General features: G+C 64.0%; 21 protein-coding genes. 7 read left to right on the top strand and 14 right to left on the bottom strand.

Features of this window, described 5'->3' with window-relative positions:
• Positions 1-21: 21 nt before the first annotated feature.
• Both ABIC76_RS11330 and trmL read left to right on the top strand, forming a co-directional pair.
• Positions 22-744 carry a ComF family protein gene (locus ABIC76_RS11330; RefSeq protein ID WP_354534016.1) on the top strand — a complete coding sequence of 241 codons (723 nt, stop codon included), beginning with the start codon at positions 22-24 and terminating at the stop codon, positions 742-744.
• Positions 745-855: 111 nt separating this feature from the next.
• Complete coding sequence (gene trmL / locus ABIC76_RS11325; protein WP_354534015.1) at positions 856-1,326, top strand: tRNA (uridine(34)/cytosine(34)/5-carboxymethylaminomethyluridine(34)-2'-O)-methyltransferase TrmL; 471 nt, start codon at positions 856-858, stop codon at positions 1,324-1,326.
• Between the two features lie 29 nt (positions 1,327-1,355).
• Here the strand turns inward: trmL and ABIC76_RS11320 are convergent, their stop codons facing one another.
• From ABIC76_RS11320 to ABIC76_RS11305, 4 genes are all read right to left on the bottom strand, one after another.
• Positions 1,356-2,372 carry an NAD(P)H-dependent glycerol-3-phosphate dehydrogenase gene (locus tag ABIC76_RS11320; RefSeq protein WP_354534014.1) on the bottom strand — a complete coding sequence of 339 codons (1,017 nt, stop codon included), beginning with the start codon at positions 2,370-2,372 and terminating at the stop codon, positions 1,356-1,358.
• A gap of 107 nt (positions 2,373-2,479) precedes the next feature.
• Positions 2,480-2,998, bottom strand: a complete 519-nt coding sequence (secB, locus tag ABIC76_RS11315; protein WP_027678352.1) for a protein-export chaperone SecB — start codon at positions 2,996-2,998, stop codon at positions 2,480-2,482.
• Positions 2,999-3,170: 172 nt separating this feature from the next.
• The gene (gene grxC / locus ABIC76_RS11310; RefSeq protein WP_004633497.1) at positions 3,171-3,428 is read right to left on the bottom strand and encodes a glutaredoxin 3; all 258 of its coding nucleotides are present in this window, start codon (positions 3,426-3,428) and stop codon (positions 3,171-3,173) included.
• An 18-nt stretch (positions 3,429-3,446) separates the two neighbouring features.
• Positions 3,447-3,869: a rhodanese-like domain-containing protein gene (locus ABIC76_RS11305; protein WP_027678353.1), complete on the bottom strand. Its 423-nt coding sequence runs from the start codon at positions 3,867-3,869 to the stop codon at positions 3,447-3,449.
• Positions 3,870-4,046: 177 nt separating this feature from the next.
• On the opposite strand from ABIC76_RS11305, the gene gpmA reads away from it, so the two are divergent.
• The 3 genes from gpmA (at position 4,047) to ABIC76_RS11290 (ending at position 7,347) form a co-directional block, all read left to right on the top strand.
• Entirely contained in the window at positions 4,047-4,793 is a 747-nt protein-coding gene (gene gpmA / locus ABIC76_RS11300) for a 2,3-diphosphoglycerate-dependent phosphoglycerate mutase (RefSeq protein ID WP_024542061.1), read from the top strand.
• Positions 4,794-4,911: 118 nt separating this feature from the next.
• On the top strand, positions 4,912-6,528 hold the full coding sequence (locus ABIC76_RS11295; protein ID WP_027678355.1) for a S41 family peptidase: 1,617 nt from the start codon (positions 4,912-4,914) through the stop codon (positions 6,526-6,528).
• Between the two features lie 69 nt (positions 6,529-6,597).
• Positions 6,598-7,347 (top strand): HesA/MoeB/ThiF family protein, encoded by a 750-nt coding sequence (locus tag ABIC76_RS11290; protein ID WP_354534013.1) that lies wholly within the window; start codon positions 6,598-6,600, stop codon positions 7,345-7,347.
• A gap of 67 nt (positions 7,348-7,414) precedes the next feature.
• Here ABIC76_RS11290 and bfr read toward each other — a convergent pair whose 3' ends face one another.
• From bfr to ABIC76_RS11240, 10 genes are all read right to left on the bottom strand, one after another.
• Positions 7,415-7,894, bottom strand: a complete 480-nt coding sequence (bfr, locus tag ABIC76_RS11285; protein ID WP_004637092.1) for a bacterioferritin — start codon at positions 7,892-7,894, stop codon at positions 7,415-7,417.
• Positions 7,895-8,042: 148 nt separating this feature from the next.
• Positions 8,043-8,318 (bottom strand): (2Fe-2S)-binding protein, encoded by a 276-nt coding sequence (locus ABIC76_RS11280; RefSeq protein WP_027678358.1) that lies wholly within the window; start codon positions 8,316-8,318, stop codon positions 8,043-8,045.
• Positions 8,319-8,547: 229 nt separating this feature from the next.
• Entirely contained in the window at positions 8,548-10,299 is a 1,752-nt protein-coding gene (gene ptsP, locus ABIC76_RS11275) for a phosphoenolpyruvate--protein phosphotransferase (RefSeq protein ID WP_354534012.1), read from the bottom strand.
• A gap of 43 nt (positions 10,300-10,342) precedes the next feature.
• Positions 10,343-10,612, bottom strand: coding sequence for an HPr family phosphocarrier protein (locus tag ABIC76_RS11270; protein ID WP_004637085.1), 270 nt, complete (start codon positions 10,610-10,612; stop codon positions 10,343-10,345).
• Complete coding sequence (locus ABIC76_RS11265; RefSeq protein WP_027678360.1) at positions 10,581-11,036, bottom strand: PTS sugar transporter subunit IIA; 456 nt, start codon at positions 11,034-11,036, stop codon at positions 10,581-10,583. Before ABIC76_RS11265 ends, ABIC76_RS11270 begins: the two co-directional genes overlap by 32 nt.
• A gap of 119 nt (positions 11,037-11,155) precedes the next feature.
• Complete coding sequence (gshB, locus tag ABIC76_RS11260) at positions 11,156-12,127, bottom strand: glutathione synthase (RefSeq protein WP_102064417.1); 972 nt, start codon at positions 12,125-12,127, stop codon at positions 11,156-11,158.
• Positions 12,128-12,158: 31 nt separating this feature from the next.
• Complete coding sequence (gene gshA / locus ABIC76_RS11255; RefSeq protein ID WP_027678362.1) at positions 12,159-13,454, bottom strand: glutamate--cysteine ligase; 1,296 nt, start codon at positions 13,452-13,454, stop codon at positions 12,159-12,161.
• A 368-nt stretch (positions 13,455-13,822) separates the two neighbouring features.
• Complete coding sequence (locus ABIC76_RS11250) at positions 13,823-15,370, bottom strand: ammonium transporter (RefSeq protein ID WP_102064416.1); 1,548 nt, start codon at positions 15,368-15,370, stop codon at positions 13,823-13,825.
• A 30-nt stretch (positions 15,371-15,400) separates the two neighbouring features.
• Positions 15,401-15,739, bottom strand: a complete 339-nt coding sequence (locus tag ABIC76_RS11245; protein WP_027678364.1) for a P-II family nitrogen regulator — start codon at positions 15,737-15,739, stop codon at positions 15,401-15,403.
• Between the two features lie 46 nt (positions 15,740-15,785).
• Positions 15,786-16,601, bottom strand: coding sequence for a TorF family putative porin (locus ABIC76_RS11240; protein WP_027678365.1), 816 nt, complete (start codon positions 16,599-16,601; stop codon positions 15,786-15,788).
• A gap of 531 nt (positions 16,602-17,132) precedes the next feature.
• On the opposite strand from ABIC76_RS11240, the gene ABIC76_RS11235 reads away from it, so the two are divergent.
• Both ABIC76_RS11235 and ABIC76_RS11230 read left to right on the top strand, forming a co-directional pair.
• Positions 17,133-17,390 (top strand): accessory factor UbiK family protein, encoded by a 258-nt coding sequence (locus tag ABIC76_RS11235; protein WP_004637064.1) that lies wholly within the window; start codon positions 17,133-17,135, stop codon positions 17,388-17,390.
• Between the two features lie 171 nt (positions 17,391-17,561).
• Complete coding sequence (locus ABIC76_RS11230; protein WP_027678366.1) at positions 17,562-18,074, top strand: hypothetical protein; 513 nt, start codon at positions 17,562-17,564, stop codon at positions 18,072-18,074.
• Positions 18,075-18,169 lie beyond the last annotated feature (95 nt).

Here is an 18,169-nt window from a genome sequence, read left to right as displayed (position 1 = left end):
GCTTGGATAGCGGCTTTTTGCATGCACAAACACACATTATCGGCATGGTTTCGGGCCGGACTGCGCCATTTGCTGCCGTGCGCCTGCACGCTTTGCGGCGCGGTCCAGGGCGACTTGGTATGCAACGGCTGCACGGGCGACCTAGCCCCGCATCTGCACCGGAGGCGCTGCGTCCAATGCGCCATTGCACTGGACGCCCGGCACGTTGCCCGGCATTGCCGCGCGTGTTTGGCCGGCGCGCCCGACTTTGATGCGACCGTCGTCATTGCCGACTACGCCTGGCCGCTCGATCACCTCGTCACCGGATTGAAATTTCGGGCGCAATTGCCATTGGCAGATTGGCTGGCAGACCAATTGGGTCACGCCCTGGCGGCGGCGCCCGGCGACTTGCCCGACGTGCTGCTGCCAGTGCCGCTGTCACCGGCCCGCCTGCGCTCGCGCGGCTACAACCAGGCGTGGGAGATTGCTCGCCGGATCGCCCGCCGATTGGACATTCCCGCCCACGCCGGCGCCCTGCATCGTGTGCGCGACAACGTCGCACAGGCCACACTGGATCGCGCCGAGCGGCTGGCCAACCTCCACGGCGCATTTGTCGTTGCCGAGCCGGCGCGCATCGCGGGGCGTCACATCGGCGTCGTCGACGATGTGATGACCACCGGCACGACCCTCGGCGAGATCGCCACACAACTCAAACGCGCCGGCGCGACCCGCGTCACCAACGTGGTCGCCTTGCGCACGCCTTGATCACGTGCTTATGCGACATTGTGTCGCGCCAACTGTGCCAAGCTGTGGCGGGGTGACAACCCTTCCCAATGTGGATAAGCTCGCCGCCGAAATTCCTCCTGCCGTGCCGTCATGTTCAACGTCGTTCTTGTCGAACCCGAAATCCCGCCCAATACCGGCAATGTGATCCGCCTGTGCGCCAACACGGGCGCGCAACTGCATCTGATTGAACCGTTGGGTTTTCCGCTCGAAGATGCCCGCATGCGCCGCGCCGGCCTCGATTACCACGAGTACGCGACGATGCGCGTGCATGCCGATTGGGCCGCCTTTCTGCGCGATGCGCAGCCCGATCCCGCGCGCATGTTTGCGCTCACGACGCGCGGCTCGACGCCGTTTGCCAGCATGGCGTTCCAGCCGGGCGACTGGTTCGTGTTCGGGTCGGAAACGCGCGGGTTGTCGGAAGAGCGGCGCGAATGGTTTCCCGCTTCGCAGCGGATTCGCCTGCCGATGCGGCCGGACAACCGCAGCCTGAATCTATCGAACACGGTGGCGGTGGTGGTGTTCGAAGCGTGGCGGCAGAACGGCTTCGCGGGCGGCGCCTGATCCAGACGCGCCCCCTGATCGCGACCTGACTAGCGTGCCGATTCGGATTTGGCGTCGCGCTGCAGCAGACGCTCGACCGCTTTCGCAGCAGGAAACCCTTCGAACAGGACTTCGCAGACGGTAAAGGTAATCGGCATATCCACGCCCTTCGCGCGCGCCAGCGCAGCCACGGCACGCGCGCAACGCACGCCCTCTGCAACGTGACCCAGGCTGTGGAGGATGTCGTCCAGCGTGCGGCCCTGCGCGAGCTGCATCCCGACCGTGCGGTTGCGTGACAGGTCGCCGGTGGCGGTCAGCAGCAGGTCGCCCATGCCGGTCAGCCCCATGAAGGTTTCGGGTCGACCGCCAAGCGCCAAGCCCAGGCGCGTCATCTCGGCCAGCCCGCGCGTCACCAGTGCGGCGCGCGCGTTCAGCCCCAGGCCGAGGCCATCGGCGGCGCCTGTCGCGATGGCCAGCACGTTCTTGACGGCACCGCCCACTTCCACGCCGACGAGGTCATCGCTGGCGTACACGCGCATCGCGTGATGGTGAAAACCGCGCTGCGTGAGCTTGCACAGCGCCTCGCTGGTCGAGGCGACCGTCATGGCGCACGGCAGACCCTGCGCGACTTCCTTGGCGAAACTCGGGCCCGACAGCACGCCGACGGCAAGGTCGGTACGGCCCGATGCCTTCAGTACATCGGCGACGATAGCGTGCGGCAGTGCGCTGGTCTCGGGGTCGAAACCCTTGCATAGCCAGATCACGTTGCGCACGCCGCCGTGCGCGGCAATCGTGCGGGTCAGGTCAGCCAGCCCGGCCACAGGCGAAGCGATGACGGCAAGCGCATCATCGCCTGCGGCATGGTCGAGCGCGGCTTGCAAATCAGCAGAAAAACGCAACGCTGCCTGCAGCGTCATGCCCGGCAAATACGGCGCATTGATGTGCGTGGCGGCCATCTGCGTGACAAGCTTTGCGTCACGCCCCCACAGCACGACGTCGTGCGATTGCGCGGCGTGGCTGGCCAGGGCAGTGCCCCAGGCGCCGGCACCCAAAACGGAAATTCGCATGCGCGTGTTCAACATCGGTCAGGCAAAGGTCGAGCAACAGGTCGGGCAAAAAAAAGCCCGCGCAAGCGTGCGGCTGGCGCGGGCCTTTGGCGCAGTGCGCCTCGTACTTAGTGGGTGGCCTGCGAGCCGTCCGGCATCACCAGACCAGCACCGCCGGCTTGGCCTTGCTGCTCCATGGCAGCGGCCAGGCGTTGTTCGTACAGCGCCTGGAAGTTGATCTCGGCCAGGTGGATCGGCTGGAAGCCGGCACGGCCGATGGTGTCGGCAATGTTCGAGCGCAGGTACGGGTACACGATGGTCGGGCAGGCGATGCCCAGCAGCGGGTCCATCTGTTCGGCCGGCACGTTGCGGATATCGAAGATGCCCGCTTGCTTGGCTTCCACCAGGAACGCGACCTTCTCTTGCACCTTGGTCGTCACGGTACCGATGACGGTCACTTCAAACACGCCTTCGGCCAGCTGCGAAGCGGCCACGTCGACCTGCACTTCGACGGACGGCTGTTCCTGCTCGAGGAAGATGTGCGGCGAGTTCGGTTGTTCCAGCGACAGGTCCTTCAGATAGACGCGCTGGATGTTGAAGAACGGCTGGCCATCCTGGCCCGGTTGCTGCTGTTGCTGGTCGCTCATGACTCGCCTTCAAATGGAATGTGGTCAGTGCTTGGCGGAAGCGTCCGCCGCGCAAGACGCGTATGGTACATGAGCCAATGGCGCCCGCTATGAGCGCCGGCCCAAAAGTACAACGCCCGGTCTGAACCGGGCGTTTTCGTGCGGTGCGCAGGCGCGAGACAGAGCCGCCGGATCAGGCAGCCAGCAACGGAACCAGGCCGCCTTCGCGGTCGAGCGCAGACAGATCGTCGAAGCCGCCGATGTGGCGCTCGTCGATATAAATCTGCGGAACCGTGCGGCGGTTCGTGCGCGTCATCATCTCTTCGCGCTTGCCGGGTTCGCGATCGATCAGGATCTTCTCGATCTGCTCGACACCACGCTGCTTCAGGAGTCGTTCCGCTGCCACGCAATAGGGGCAGACGGTGGTGCTGTACATGACCACGTGCGCCATAACTTCAACCTCGTTTCTTTATTTCACAACCGGAAGGCCGGCTTGTTGCCAGGCGGCCAGTCCGCCCTCGAGCGAATAAACCTCACTGTAACCGGCCTGCTTCAGGACTGCTTGGGCCCGCCCAGCGCGCTGGCCGGTCTGGCATACGAGGATGATGGGGGTCTCTTTGTTCTTTGCAAGGCTCGAGGCCTTGCCCTCAAGCTCGCCGAGCGGCGCGTGCTTCGCTTGCGGCAGATGCCCTGCGGCGTATTCGCCGCTTTCACGCACATCCACCACCACGGCGTTGCGGCGGTTGATGAGCTGGGTGGCCACGGAGGCACTCACCTTGGCGCCACCGCCCCCGGCGATGCGGCGCTGGATGGGCGCCCAGAGCAGCAGCAGACCCGAAACGATGGCGACAGCGAGCAGTGCGAGGTTGTTGTAATCGGCGAAGAACTTCACGGTATCGGTTTCCTGGGATGAGTCGGGCAAGTCTAATGGGCGAACATCAGCCGAACGGTTCGGGGGCCCAAAGCCCGCGGCATTATAAAATAGCTGGTTTCGGCGGCCGCACGATGACGTACGACACGTCGCCCAGCAAGCCGCGCGCAGCTTTTCTCACTTCTCATCATGGCAGTCATGCATAAACTCGTCCTCATCCGCCACGGCGAATCGACGTGGAATCTGGAGAACCGTTTCACCGGCTGGGTCGACGTCGACCTGACCGACACCGGCGTCGCCCAGGCCCGCCAAGGCGGCAAACTGCTGCGCGAAGCCGGCTTCACGTTCGATCTGGCCTACACCTCGGTGCTCAAGCGCGCGATCCGCACGCTGTGGCATGTGCAGGATGAAATGGACCTGATGTGGATCCCCACCCGCAACGAATGGCGCCTGAACGAGCGCCACTACGGCGCGCTGTCGGGCCTGAACAAGGCCGAAACCGCCGCGCAGTATGGCGACGAGCAAGTCCTCGTCTGGCGCCGCAGCTACGACACGCCGCCGCCCGCGCTCGAACCCGGGGCCGACAACGACGCCTTCGGCAACCCGCGTTATGCGGGCCTCACGCGCGAGCAGGTGCCCCTGACCGAATGCCTGAAAGACACCGTCGCACGCGTGATGCCGCTGTGGGAAGAATCGATTGCACCGGCCATCAAGAGCGGCAAGCGCGTGGTGATCGCCGCGCACGGCAACAGCATTCGCGCGCTGGTGAAGTACCTGGACGGCATTTCCGACGCGGACATCGTCGGTCTGAACATTCCCAACGGCACGCCGCTTGTGTATGAGCTGGACGCCAACCTCAAGCCGATCCGCCATTACTACCTGGGCGACCAGGAAGCGATTGCCGCCTCGCTCGCGGCGGTGGCCAGCCAAGGCAAGTCGAAATAAACCGTAACGGGCGCTGCGGCACTCCAACGCCTTTATACTGTCGAAGCCTGTAGCCCGGGATGTGCGCGAGCCGTCCCGGGCCATGTTTATCTACTGTTCCCACGTCCACGCTCGACACATGCGAACTTCGCTCAAGAACATCAGCTTGATCGCCATCGGCCTCGTCACCGGGGTGCTGGCGACGCTCCAGCTCTCCGCCACCGCGCAAAACGCGACGGTCGGGCCGCTTCCGCTGGAGAAGCTCAGGCTCATGGCCGACATCTTTGGCCAGATCAAGCGCGAATATGTCGAGCCGGTGGACGACGACAAGCTGCTGACCGAAGCCATCAAGGGCATGGTCGCCAGCCTCGACCCGCATTCCGCCTACCTGGACAAGAAGGACTTCCAGGAACTGCAGGAAGGGACCCAGGGCCGCTTTGCCGGTCTGGGCATCGAGATCTCGCAGGAAGAAGGCCTGGTCAAGGTCATCAACCCGATCGAAGACACCCCCGCCTTCCGCGCCGGCGTGCAACCGGGCGACCTGATCACCCGCATCGACGACAAACCTGTGCGTGGCATGCCGCTCGAGCAAGCCGTCAAGCGCATGCGCGGCGCGCCGGGCACCAAGGTCACGCTCACGATCTATCGCAAGAAGGAAGAGCGCACGTTCCCGCTGACCATCACCCGCGCCGAGATCCAGGTGCAGTCGGTCAAGGCCAAGATGCTCGACAACGGCATCGCCTGGGTGCGCATCACCAGCTTCCAGGAACGCACCGTGCCGGACCTGGCCAAGAAGCTCAATGACCTGGCCAAGCAGGACGCCCACCTCAAGGGCCTGATTCTGGATCTGCGCAACAACGGCGGCGGCGTGCTGCAGGCTGCAGTTGGCGTGTCGGCTGCCTTCCTGCCGCCGGACGTGACGGTGGTATCGACCAACGGCCAGGTGCCGGATGCAAAGCGCACGTACAAGGCGACCTTCGCCAACTACCGCTTGAGCAACTTCGATTCCGATCCGCTGGCCAACCTGGACCCCGAGTTCAAGACCGTGCCGATCATCGTGCTGACCAACGCCTACACGGCGTCGGCGTCGGAGATCGTGGCTGGCGCCCTGCAGGATCATCACCGCGCCAAGACGATGGGCAAGACGACCTTCGGCAAGGGTTCGGTGCAAACGGTGCGTCCGCTGTCGAACGACACCGGCATCAAGCTGACCATCGCGTACTACTACACGCCGTCGGGCAAGTCGATCCAGGCCAAGGGCATCCGCCCGGATATTCCGGTTGACCAGAACCCGGACGGCGACCCCGACGATGCGCTGATCACGCGCGAAATCGACACCGAACGCCACCTGCACAACAAGCAGGAATCGGAAGAAGCCGAGATGACCGAGCGCGAAAAGCGCCGCGTTGAAGAGCTGCGTCGCCTGGAAGAAGAAAACGCGAAGAAGACGCCCGAGCAGCGCGAGAAGGAACGCAACAAGAAGCCGATCGAGTTCGGTTCGGCCGAAGACTTCATGCTGCAACAGGCCATCGCCGACCTGAAGGGTCAGCCGGTCAAGCGCTCGAAGTCGGTGCTGGAAGCCGCGGCGGCCGCGGTGCCGGACAAGGCGGTGAAGTCGCCGGCGGCCAAGGAATCGAGCGCCCCAGCCAAGCTGCCCAAGGGCAAGGCCGCGCCGGCTTCCGAGCCGGCCGCACCGAAGCCCAATGTTCCGGCGAGCGGCGTGCAGCCTGCCCCGGAACCGACCGGCGCCCGTTAAGACACCCGCCGGCAAACACTGGCAAACTTACGAGGCCGTGCACTGCACGGCCTTTTTCATTGCTCCGCCATGAACGACGATCAACTGCTGCGGTACTCCCGCCATATCCTGCTCGACGAAATCGGCATCGAAGGGCAAACGCGCCTGCTTGAGAGCCATGTACTCGTCATCGGTGCGGGCGGGCTTGGCGCCGCGGCCCTGCCCTATCTGGCTGCGGCCGGCGTGGGCACGCTCACCATCGTCGACGACGACACGGTGGACTTGACCAATCTGCAGCGCCAGATCATCCACACCACGGAATCGGTCGGACGACCGAAGGTGGCATCGGCCCAGGCGGCCATTGCCCGACTGAATCCGGACGTGCGCGTGAATGCCTTACAGCGCCGGCTCGATGCCGACGCCATTGGCGCGCTGCTTCAAGGCGTAAGCGTGGTGCTGGACTGCTCCGATAACTTCAGCACCCGCCAGGCCACCAACCTTGCCTGCGTGCGGGCTGGGGTGCCGCTGGTGTCGGGCGCCGCCATCCGTTTTGACGGGCAGATCAGCGTCTTCGACAGCCGCGCCGGCGGCCCCTGCTACGCGTGCCTGTTCACGCCTGACGAGCCCACACCCGACGTCGCGTGCGCAACGATGGGCGTGTTCTCGCCGCTGGTGGGCATGGTGGGTACGGTGCAGGCTGCCGAGGCGCTGAAGCTGATCGCGGGCGTCGGCCAGTCGCTTGCTGGTCGCCTGCTGATGCTCGATGGCTTATCGATGGAATGGACGACGATGCGCATCACGCGCCAGCCGTCATGCCCGGTCTGCGGAGGCGCGCACTGAGCGCCCGAAACCGCGCAACAAAAAAGGAGGCCGAGGCCTCCTTCTTTTTTTCGCCGCCTGACGAGACTTACTCGCCCTCGGGCTCCATCTGCGATTGCAGGTAGTTCTGGATGCCGACCTTGTCGATCAGCTCGAGCTGCGTTTCCAGCCAGTCGATGTGCTCTTCGGTGTCGTCCAGGATGTCGACCAGAATTTCACGGCTGACGTAGTCCTTCACGGATTCGCAATAGGCGATGCCCTCGACCACGGTGCCGTGTGCGGCGCGCTCCAGCTTCAAGTCGCACTCGATGATCTCTTTCGTGTCCTGGCCGATGAAGATCTTGCCGAGGTCCTGCAGGTTGGGCAGGCCGTCGAGCATCAGGATGCGCTCGATCAGGCGATCGGCATGCTTCATCTCGCCGATCGACTCCTTGTATTCGTGGTCCCCAATGCGCTTGAGCCCCCAGTGGCCATACATGCGGGCGTGGAGGAAGTACTGGTTGATGGCGGTCAGCTCGTTCTTGAGCTGGGCGTTCAGATATTGGATGACCTTCTTATCGCCTTTCATTCTTGGGGCTCCAGCAAAGTGCAACTGCGGTGATGGACGCACGCACGCGTCCGCTCAAGGCGAGCCCAGTACCTGACCAGAAAGCAACAAATGCCACCGAGGCTCAACGCCTGGGCGGCAATTCGCGGCGACAGGAAAAAACGGGGAATCAGGCAGCCAACGCTCCAGGCGCAATGGCCTGATCATTGGCAACGGGCTCGTCGCGACGTTCGATTATGGCATGCGTGCTGGCACGGCCCAAGATTTGATCGACGGGGATGCAGCTCACCGCTTCGGCAAGCACCTGCTTGGCGCAGTCCCGGCATTGTCCGCAGCACGTGCCCACGCCGAGCGTTTCGGCGAGTTCGTCCATTGTCGACACGCCCAGACGGGCGGCGCCATGGATTTCGCGGTCGGTCACTTGGTTGCAGATACAGACGTACACGGGATTCCTCCGCAGCGCTCAGAACGCGCTGTAAAACCAGAATAACAGAGAATGGAAATGAGAACAATTCTTGTTCGACCCCATTCCGCACGGAGGGTCATGCAGGTGCGCGTGAGCCGTCTTTATAGAGAAAGACGTGAAATTTCAATCACTTAGGAAGGAACTCCGCCAACGGAGGCGACGCGCCGGCGCGACACTCGGTGCAGCCGGCGCTTGAGAAAACCGCGCGTCAGGCTCGCGCCAGCGCGTCGAGCGCCTCTGCGATTTCGGCCGGTTCGCAGGCATGCAGCAGGCGGTCGGCCTCGCGCATCAGACGCGGCCGGTCCGCGCGCAGAATCTGCTGCTTGACGCTCAGCAACTGCGACGGATGCATCGAAAACTCGGTGAGGCCCATGCCGAGCAGCAGGCGCGTCATGGAAGCATCGCCCGCCATCTCGCCGCACACCGACACCGGCTTGCCCGCCTGATGGGCTTCGCGGATGGTGCGTGCGATCAATTGCAGCACCGCCGGATGCAGCGGGTCGTACAGATGCGCGACGGCGTTGTCGGCGCGGTCAATGGCGAGCGTGTATTGGATCAGGTCATTCGTGCCGATCGAGAGGAAATCCATGCGGCGCAGGAAGACCGGCAGGATCAGCACGGCGGCCGGAATCTCGATCATGGCGCCGACCTTGACGCCCCGATCATAGGCGAGGCCGTCGGCGTCGAGCGAAGCCTTGGCGCGCGCCAGCAATTCCAGCGTCTGGTCGATTTCGCGGGCGTGCGCCAACATGGGCACGAGAATCTTGATCGGCCCAAATGCCGACGCCCGCAGCAGCGCGCGCAACTGCGTCAAGAACATCGCCGGCTCGGAAAGCGACCAGCGGATCGCACGCAAACCCAGCGCCGGATTGGGCGCGGTCTCGAACACGTCGTCGCGAATGTCGAGCGGCTTGTCGGCGCCGATGTCGATGGTGCGGATCGTGACGGGCAAGCCCATCATCGATTCAACGGCGGTGCGGTAGGCGCGGAACTGTTCTTCCTCGTCCGGCAGCGCGCCACGACGGTTCATGAAGAGGAATTCGGAGCGGAACAGGCCCACGCCCACGGCGCCGGCTTTGACAGCGGCGGCCGCGTCTTCCGGCATTTCAATGTTTGCCTGCAGGTCGATCTGCGTACCGTCGAGCGTGACAGTGGGCGTATGCCGCAGGCGCTCCAGGCGCTTCTTCTGCAGCTCGCCTTCGCTGCGGCGGTGGCGGTATTCCTCGAGGATGGACGTGTTCGGATCGACGATGACGATACCGTTGTCGCCGTCGATGACGACGATGTCGTCCTGACGAATCAGCGTGCTCGCGTTGTGCACGCCCACGGCGGCCGGAATGTCGAGGCTGCGCGCCACGATGGCGGTGTGCGAGGTGCGGCCGCCGAGGTCGGTCACGAAGCCGGCGAAGGTCTGGCCGCGGAACTGCAGCATGTCGGCCGGCGCAATATCGTGCGCGACCACGATCATGCCGGCATCCGGATCGCAACTGGCCGCGACCGGCGCAGGAGCCAGCGCCGGGGCGCCGGCCAGCACCTTCAGAATGCGCTCGACGACCTGCTCGATGTCGGCCTTGCGCTCGCGCAGGTATTCGTCTTCGATTTCGCCAAACTGGCGGATCAGCTCTTCAAGCTGCGTTGTGAGCGCCCACTCTGCGTTGTAACGCCGTTGGCGAATCAGCGTCTCGGGCACCTGCGAGAGCAACGCGTCATCCAGAATCATCGCGTGCACATCGAGGAAGGCGCCCATCTCTTCCGGCACATCGGTGGGCAGGTCACGCTTCAGGGCGGCCAGTTCGGCACGCACGGTGGCGCGGGCGCTGCGCAAGCGCTCGACCTCGGCGTCGAGCTTGTCTTCGTCGACGAGGTAATGCGACACATCGAGTGCCGCACGCGCCAGCATGTGGGCGCGGCCGATGGAAATGCCGCGCGAGACCGGAATACCGTGCAGGGTAAAAGGCATAGACGCTGGCCGGAGCGGCGTTGAAGTGGGTGCGGCGGGCGGGTTATTCGCCTTCGCCGAAGCGATCGTTGATGAGCGCGACGAGACCATCCATGGCGTCGTGCTCGTCGGGGCCGTCGATCTCCAGCGTGACGGTGGAGCCGATGCCCGCGGCCAGCATCATCACGCCCATGATGCTCTTGGCATCGACCTGACGGCCGTTGCGCGACATCTTGATCTGGCTGTCGAACTTGCTGGCGAGCTGCGTGAGTTTGGCGGAAGCGCGAGCATGCAGCCCCAGCTTATTGATGATGGTGATATCCCTCTGCAGCATATTTGTCCGGATGGTTGGCAACCTGGTTCTGAACGGCTGTCGAGCCGACCTGCAGTACGCCTTGCGCGCCGCCGGCGAGGGCCTTGGCGGCAAGTTGTTCGAGTTTTTCGGAGCGATAGCAGATGGCGCGCACGAGCATCGGCAGATTCACGCCAGCCAGCACGCGTACGCGGCCAGGATCGGCCAGACGCGAGGCGATGTTGGCGGGCGTGGCGCCGAAGATATCGGTGAGCACCAGCGCGCCGTTGGCCTCGATGAGCTCGGCGAGCTTATCGCGCGCCTGCGCCAGCACGGCAGCCGGCTCGGCATCGGGCAGGACATCGATTGCGCCCAGCCGCTCGGGCTGACCGCAATAGACGTGTGCAGCGCAATCGCGCAATGCGCTGGCCAGCGGCGCATGGGCGATGATCAGAATCCCTGCCATGATCGAAAAGCGAATCGGTGTAACGCCGATTGTATCAGGGCCATTTGACGCGATTGCCGGCCTGCACCCCGAATCTCCCCCTTGTGGAGGACCCTCGGTGGTGGGGCCATGCCGCCTTGTCAGGCGGGCTTGCGCCCCAGCCCGCTCGTCTTGCCTGCGGCGCGCTCCAGCGCGTCAATGAACATTCCGGCCACGTTGAAGCCCGTCTGCTGCGTGATTTCCTGGAAACACGTCGGGCTGGTGACGTTGACCTCGGTGAGGTAATCGCCAATGACGTCGAGGCCGACGAGCAGCAGACCGCGCTGCCAGAGCACCGGCGCAAGTGCATGTGCAATCACCTGGTCACGCTCGGACAGCGGCTGCGCCCTGCCCGTACCGCCCGCTGCCAGATTGCCGCGGACTTCGCCCGCCATCGGCACCCGCGCGAGCGAATGCGGCACCGGCGACCCGCCGATCAGCAGGATGCGTTTGTCGCCCTCGCGAATCGCCGGGATGTACTGCTGAGCCATGATCGTGCGGGCGCCGTTGTCGGTCAGCGACTCGATCACCGCGCCGAGGTTCATGCCATCCGGGCCCACGCGGAAGATGCCCGCGCCGCCCATGCCGTCGAGCGGCTTGAAGATGACGTCGCCCTGCTCGGCGTGGAATTCGCGCAGGCGCTTGGCGTCGCGCGACACGATGGTCGGCACGGTGAACTCGCGGAACTGCGCGATGGCGAGTTTCTCGGAGTGATCACGGATCGCCTGCGGCTTGTTGAATACGCGCGCGCCCTGACGCTCGGCAATCTCCAGCAGCCACGTGCTGGTGACGTACTCCATGTCGAACGGAGGGTCCTTGCGCATCAGGACCGCGTCAAAGCCTGTCAGCGGCAGCAGGCGCGCATCGCCGGCGCGATACCAGTCGTGCTCGTCGCCGGTCAGGGCGATTGGCGTGGCAACGGTTTCGACAACGTTGTTCGCCAGCGTGAGCTGTGACTGCAGGCACGTGTAGATGGCATAGCCACGCGCCGCCGCCTCGCGCATCATCGCGAAGGTGGAATCCTTGTAGGTCTTGAACGTCGACAGCGGATCGACGATGAACAGGATGCGCATGGCGGTTCCTTCTACAGCGTTTTATGGCCGATCAGATCAGCGGGTTCGGGTCGGTCTTCTCAAGCTCGAGCGATGCAGCCAGCAGTGCCAAGCGCGCCACGACGCCGTACATGTAGAAGCGGTTCGGCTCGCCGGCGCCCGGCTTGGCATGGCTGTCCGGCAGCGAATTCGAGGCAAACGGCAGCGGCACGAAATGCATGCCCGGCGCATTCAGATTTTCGTCTACGCCGCGGCCGGTGTGAACCCGGTAGAAACCGCCCACCACATAGCGGTCGATCATATAGACGACCGGCTCGGCCACCGCCTCGTTGATCTTCTCGAAGGTGTGCACGCCTTCCTGCACGATCACTTCGGAGACCTCCAGGCCCTCCTTGACCACGCTCATCTTGTTGCGCTCCTTCCGGTTGAGGCCCTTGACCTCGGAAGGATCGCGCACCGTCATCACGCCCATGCCATAGGTGCCGGCGTCGGCCTTGACCACCACGTACGGGGTCTCGTTCACGCCGTATTCCTTGTATTTCTTGGCGGTCTTCTTGAGTACCGTCTCCACCGCGTGCGCGAGTTCTTCCTCGCCGGCGCGCTCATGGAAGTCCAGCCCGCTGCACTTCGTGAAGTACGGGTTGACCATCCACGGGTCGATGTCGATCAGCTTGGCGAACTTCTTGGCCACTTCGTCGTAGGCGGCAAAGTGGTGGGTCTTGCGACGCTGCGACCAGCCGGCATGCAGCGGCGGCAGCAGATATTGTTCGTTGATGTTCTCGAGGATGGGCGGCACGCCGGCTGACAAATCGTTGTTCAGCAGGATCGAGCACGGATCGAAGTCTTCCATGCCCAGGCGACGGCCCTTGGTGCCGATGCGCTTGATCGGCTCGACGACGAGGCGCTGCCCATCAGGCAAATCGATTGGCGTCGGCTCGGTGATGTCCTCGGAGAGCGACCCCAGGCGCACATTCAATCCGGCTTGACGCATGATCTGCGACAGGCGCGCGACGTTCTGCAGATAGAACATGTTGCGCGTGTGGCGCTCCGGGATCAGCAGGAGGTTCTTGGCGTCCGGACAGATCTTCTCGATGGCGGCCATGGCGGCCTGCACGGCCAGCGGCAGCATCTCGGGCGCCAGGTTGTTGAAGCCGCCGGGAAACAGGTTCGTGTCGACGGGAGCCAGCTTGAAGCCGGCGTTGCGCAAATCGACGGAACAGTAGAACGGCGGCGTGTGTTCCTGCCACTCCAGGCGGAACCAGCGTTCGATGGCGGGCGTGGCGTCAAGAATCTTCTGCTCGAGCTCCAGCAGCGGCCCGTTCAGCGCGGTGATCAAGTGCGGAACCATACCCTTCCTATTGATGTTATTTATCGCCGACTCCGATTGTAGAGGAACAGGCAATAGCTTGCAGACGATAGCGGACTATCGATATGCGGTTAGGAAAGAGGATTCGCAAGAGGCAAAGTGCGGCAGTGCAGCAGGCCACACAAAACTGACGGACAAAAAAAAAGCGCGGGGCTGCCGCGCTTGGGGAATAGCCTGACAGATACGGGGAGCGTTCTGCAGGTGGAGGAAACCACGTCTGCAATGTAAGCGTCCGCATAACGAGAGGCAATTGAACGTTTTTAACATCGGACTTAAGGACGCCCGGCTCAGCAGCGGCACAACAAAAAACCCGGCGCTGGGCCGGGTCTTTTGCGGGATGAGGCAGACGATCAGTCTTCGTAGGCGGTTTCGCCGTGGGACGTGATGTCCAGACCCTCGCGCTCCTCTTCTTCCGGCACGCGCAGGCCGACGATGGCGTCGACGATCTTGTACGAGATGAACGCCACCACTCCGGACCAGATGACCGTGGTCGCCACGCCTTGGAACTGGATCCACAGCTGACCACCGATCGAGTAGTCATCGGCAACCTTGTTGGCGACATAGTCGTAGATCCCGGTGCCGCCGAGGCTCGGCGACGCCAGCACGCCCGTCAGCAGCGCGCCGAGGATACCGCCCACTCCGTGCACGCCGAACACGTCCAGCGTGTCGTCCATGCCCAGCATGCGCTTGAGGCCGTTCACGCCCCACAGGCACAGCAGGCCGGCGAGGATACCGAGCACGATCGAGCCCATCGGGCCGACAAAGCCGGCAGCCGGGGTGATGGCAACCAGGCCAGCCACGGCGCCCGATGCAGCACCCAGCATCGACGGCTTGCTCTTGCCGATCCACTCACCGAAGCTCCACGACAGCACGGCAGCGGCGGTCGCCAGCAGCGTGTTGACGAAGGCCAGCGCGGCGCTGCCGTTGGCTTCCAGGGCCGAGCCGGCGTTGAAGCCGAACCAGCCGAACCACAGCAGCGAGGCACCGACCATCGTGAGCGTCAGGCTGTGCGGCTTGAGCGCCTCGCGGCCAAAGCCGATGCGTTTGCCGAACAGGAATGCGCCCACCAGACCGGCCACAGCGGCGTTGATGTGCACGACGGTACCGCCGGCAAAGTCCAGCGCGCCCTTCTGGAACAGCCAGCCCGACTTGGCCGTCATTGCTTCAGCAGCCTTGGCATCCGTGAAACCATCCGGACCCGGCCAGAACCAGACCATGTGCGCGATCGGCAGGTAGCTGAAGGTGAACCACAGCACCACGAACAGCAGCACGGCCGAGAACTTCGCACGCTCGGCGAAAGCGCCGATGATCAGCGCGCAGGTAATCGCCGCAAATGCACCCTGGAAGGCGAAGTACGCATATTCCGGCACCACCACGCCCTTGCTGAAGGTGGCCGCCACCGAATCCGGCGTAAGGCCCTTCAGGAACAGACGATCCAGGCCGCCGAAGAAGGCGTTGCCCTCGGTGAACGCGAAGCTGTAGCCGTAGATGGCCCACAGGATGATGATGAGCGAGAAGATGCCGGTACATTGCATCAGCACCGACAGCATGTTCTTCTTGCGCACCAGACCGCCGTAGAACAGCGCAAGGCCCGGCAGCGTCATCAGGATGACGAAGGCGGTGGAGACCAGCAGCCACGCCGTATCGCCCTTGTTGGGGACGGGCGTAGCGGCGGCGGGCGCAGCGGCAGCCGGAGCAGCTGCGGCGGCAGGCGCTGCAGCCGGGGCCGCGGCAGCCGGTGCGGCAGCGGCCGGCTCGGAAGCGGCAGCCGCGGCAGCCGGCGCCGAAGCTTCAGCCGCCGGCTTGTCCTGTGCAACGGCGGGCGCCGACATCACGGCGCCTGCGAGCACGGCAGCGACGGCCCCAGCCGTCAGGAATCGTGTGAACCAGGTTTTCATGTTTTGACCTCTTCCTTGGCGGATTGGGGCTTATAGGGCGTCGCCGCCGGTCTCACCGGTGCGGATGCGGATGACTTGTTCGACCTCGGCCACGAAGATCTTGCCGTCGCCAATCTTGCCGGTGCGGGCAGATTTTTCGATGGCCTCGACAGCGCGCTCGACCACATCGTCGGGCACAGCCACTTCGATCTTTACTTTAGGCAGGAAGTCGACGATGTACTCGGCGCCGCGGTAAAGCTCGGTATGACCTTTCTGGCGTCCAAAGCCTTTGACTTCCGTGACCGTAATGCCCGACACACCCACTTCGGACAGCGCCTCGCGGACCTCGTCGAGCTTGAACGGCTTGATGATGGCCATGATGAGTTTCATGCTGGTTGCTCCTCGGTCGGCGGCGCCGAAGCACCGCCGCGCATCGTTATTGGAAAGTCTTGGTGATCGACAGCAGGGCCGTTGCCTTGCCCATGTAGTTGCCGCGCGTGTTCGTGTAGAACGCGCGCGCAGCATTCGTATCGATGTAGGCCAGCGATGCCGCCCAGCCGTTGCCGAAGTCTTTCGTCACGCCAACCTTCCAGTCGGCATACGAGGCGCGCACGGCCTGGTGCGGCACTTGCTGATAGCCGGCATGCAGGTTCAGCGTCAGGCCCCAGAAGCCGGTGTCGAAGTTGCCCGACAGGTCGAAGTACTGGCTGTGATGCGAATCGGGCGTGCCGAACAGGTTCGAGAACGCGTGCGAATACTTGAACGTGACCGGGCCGTAGCCGATCTGCGCATAGCCTTCGGTGGTGTGCGGACGCGTGAAGCCGTCGGGGTAGCTGCCCGGGTAGTAGTACTGGAGCACGCCCACGTCGATCGGCACGTCTTTGATGATCTCGGTCTTGTAGCCGGCGTAGAAGTCCATCTCGATCGGCGCGGAGACGTTCGAGTTGGAATCGCTCAGCCAGCTGATCGAGGAGTTCCAGTTACCGACGTAGAAGCCTTCAGGCAGCACACCGCCGGGAATGGCGTAGTCGAAACCGCCCTGGATGGCCGGCTTGTTGTTGGTCTGCATGATGCCGCGGTAGCGGTATTGGCTGGCCAGCGTGACGTTGGCCGTGAGTGCGGCCGGCGCGGGCGCCGGTGCGGCGGCGGGTGCATCAGCCGCGGGTGCGGATTGCGCGATGGCGGATTGGCTGACACCGGCAACGGCACCGGTCAGCAGTACCAGACTGGCTGCGTACGCAAACTTCTTCATAACGGCTCTCCCCCTTTAGACAGTCGCAACGGAATGGAAAAAAAATCGCACCAGTTCTGCAACTGTCATGCCATGTCGTTGTCGCCGGACTGGAGGCCGTCTTCGGTTGCGACGGGGGCTGCGCCGCACCGCAAAACCAGAGGAAATTGGGGACGGGTCCCGCGGGACATCGTCGGCGGCCCGCCAACGGTTGCCGCAAGCGGGTTCGCCCTTGGCCGACCCCGCCGTCATGGCGCGATAAAAACCATGTGATAGAGTGATTTCAGCCTGATGCGATTGCGCGCGGGACCCGGCGCGGAAGCTGCGGCGGCCCGTTCTGTCCCCGTTTGTATGGCGACGCCAATGCCGCATCGCAGCGAGATTTGACGGAAGGTGTGCCGTTCACGACGCTCAGCCGGTACCATCGCGGCCAGCAGCACCGAAACCACGCGCCTGGGGCAGGCGTTCGCACCACGAGACAGCAATTCACGCGCACGGTTGCGGTGCATGCACCGGCCTGGCGCAGACAGCACGACCCACGGAGCCAACAACATGAAACCGACCGACCTCTTTTCCGACTTCCAAAACCGCGTGAGCGAAGCGCTGCGCAACTCGCCGGCAGCCGATATCGAGAAGAACGTCCGCGCGATGATGACCCAGGGCTTCTCCAAGCTCGATCTGGTCACGCGCGAGGAATTCGACGTGCAATCGCAGGTCCTGGCGCGTACCCGTGCGCGTCTGGAAGAACTGGAAACCCGCGTTGCCGCCCTGGAAGCGCAGCTCAAGTCTGCCGCCCCCGCAGATCAGTAAACCGCCCGCCCGGTGTTGCGCCGGGAGCGCATCCGCCGGGCCGCTGTGCGGACCGCCGCACCCCTGCTGCGGCGCACAGCGAAAAAGATCGATGTGCCGCCTTGTTGCGGCTGGCGAACTGATCTAGAACGTCCTTAAGACGCACGCGCAGCCGCGCTTGAGGAGAAGATCATGCAGCATCGCCTCTATTTCCTGATGCCGGACGTCGTCAGCGCCCGGCGCGTGATGAACGACCTCCTGCTGGCGCGCATCACCGAGCGCCACATCCACTTCGTCTCCAAGCCCGGCATCGATCTCACCGGCCTGCACGAAGCCAACATCCTCCAGACCTCCGACATCGTCCACGCAACGCAGAACGGGTTGGTGATCGGCGGCGGTGCGGGTGTGCTGGCCGGCATCGTGGCGGCCATCTTCCCCGTCATCGGCGAGGGGCCGCAGTGGGGCATGGTCGGCATTACCACCGTGGTGGGAGCGCTGTTTGGCGCGTGGGCTTCCAGCATGATTGGCAGTTCGGTGCCGAACAGCCGCCTGAAACCGTTCAAGCAGGCAGTGGAGGATGGGCAGATCCTGCTGATGGTCGATGTGCCGCGCTCGCGCGTCAGCGAGATTCGCGCGCTGCTGCAGAAGACGCATCCCGAAGGCCACTTCAGCGGTGAAGACACGGCCATGCCGGCCTTCCCCTGAACTGATCTGCCGACAACAAAGCCGGAGCCGAGCGCTCCGGTTTTTTTTGTCCGTTTCTCATGCCGGCGCGATCGTCAAATTTGGATGCCGGCGGC

The organism is Ralstonia sp. 1138, from assembly GCF_040544795.1.
GTDB lineage: Bacteria > Pseudomonadota > Gammaproteobacteria > Burkholderiales > Burkholderiaceae > Ralstonia > Ralstonia flatus.
Note: the sequence above shows the minus strand (reverse complement) of the source record. Positions and strands in the feature narration are given on the sequence as shown.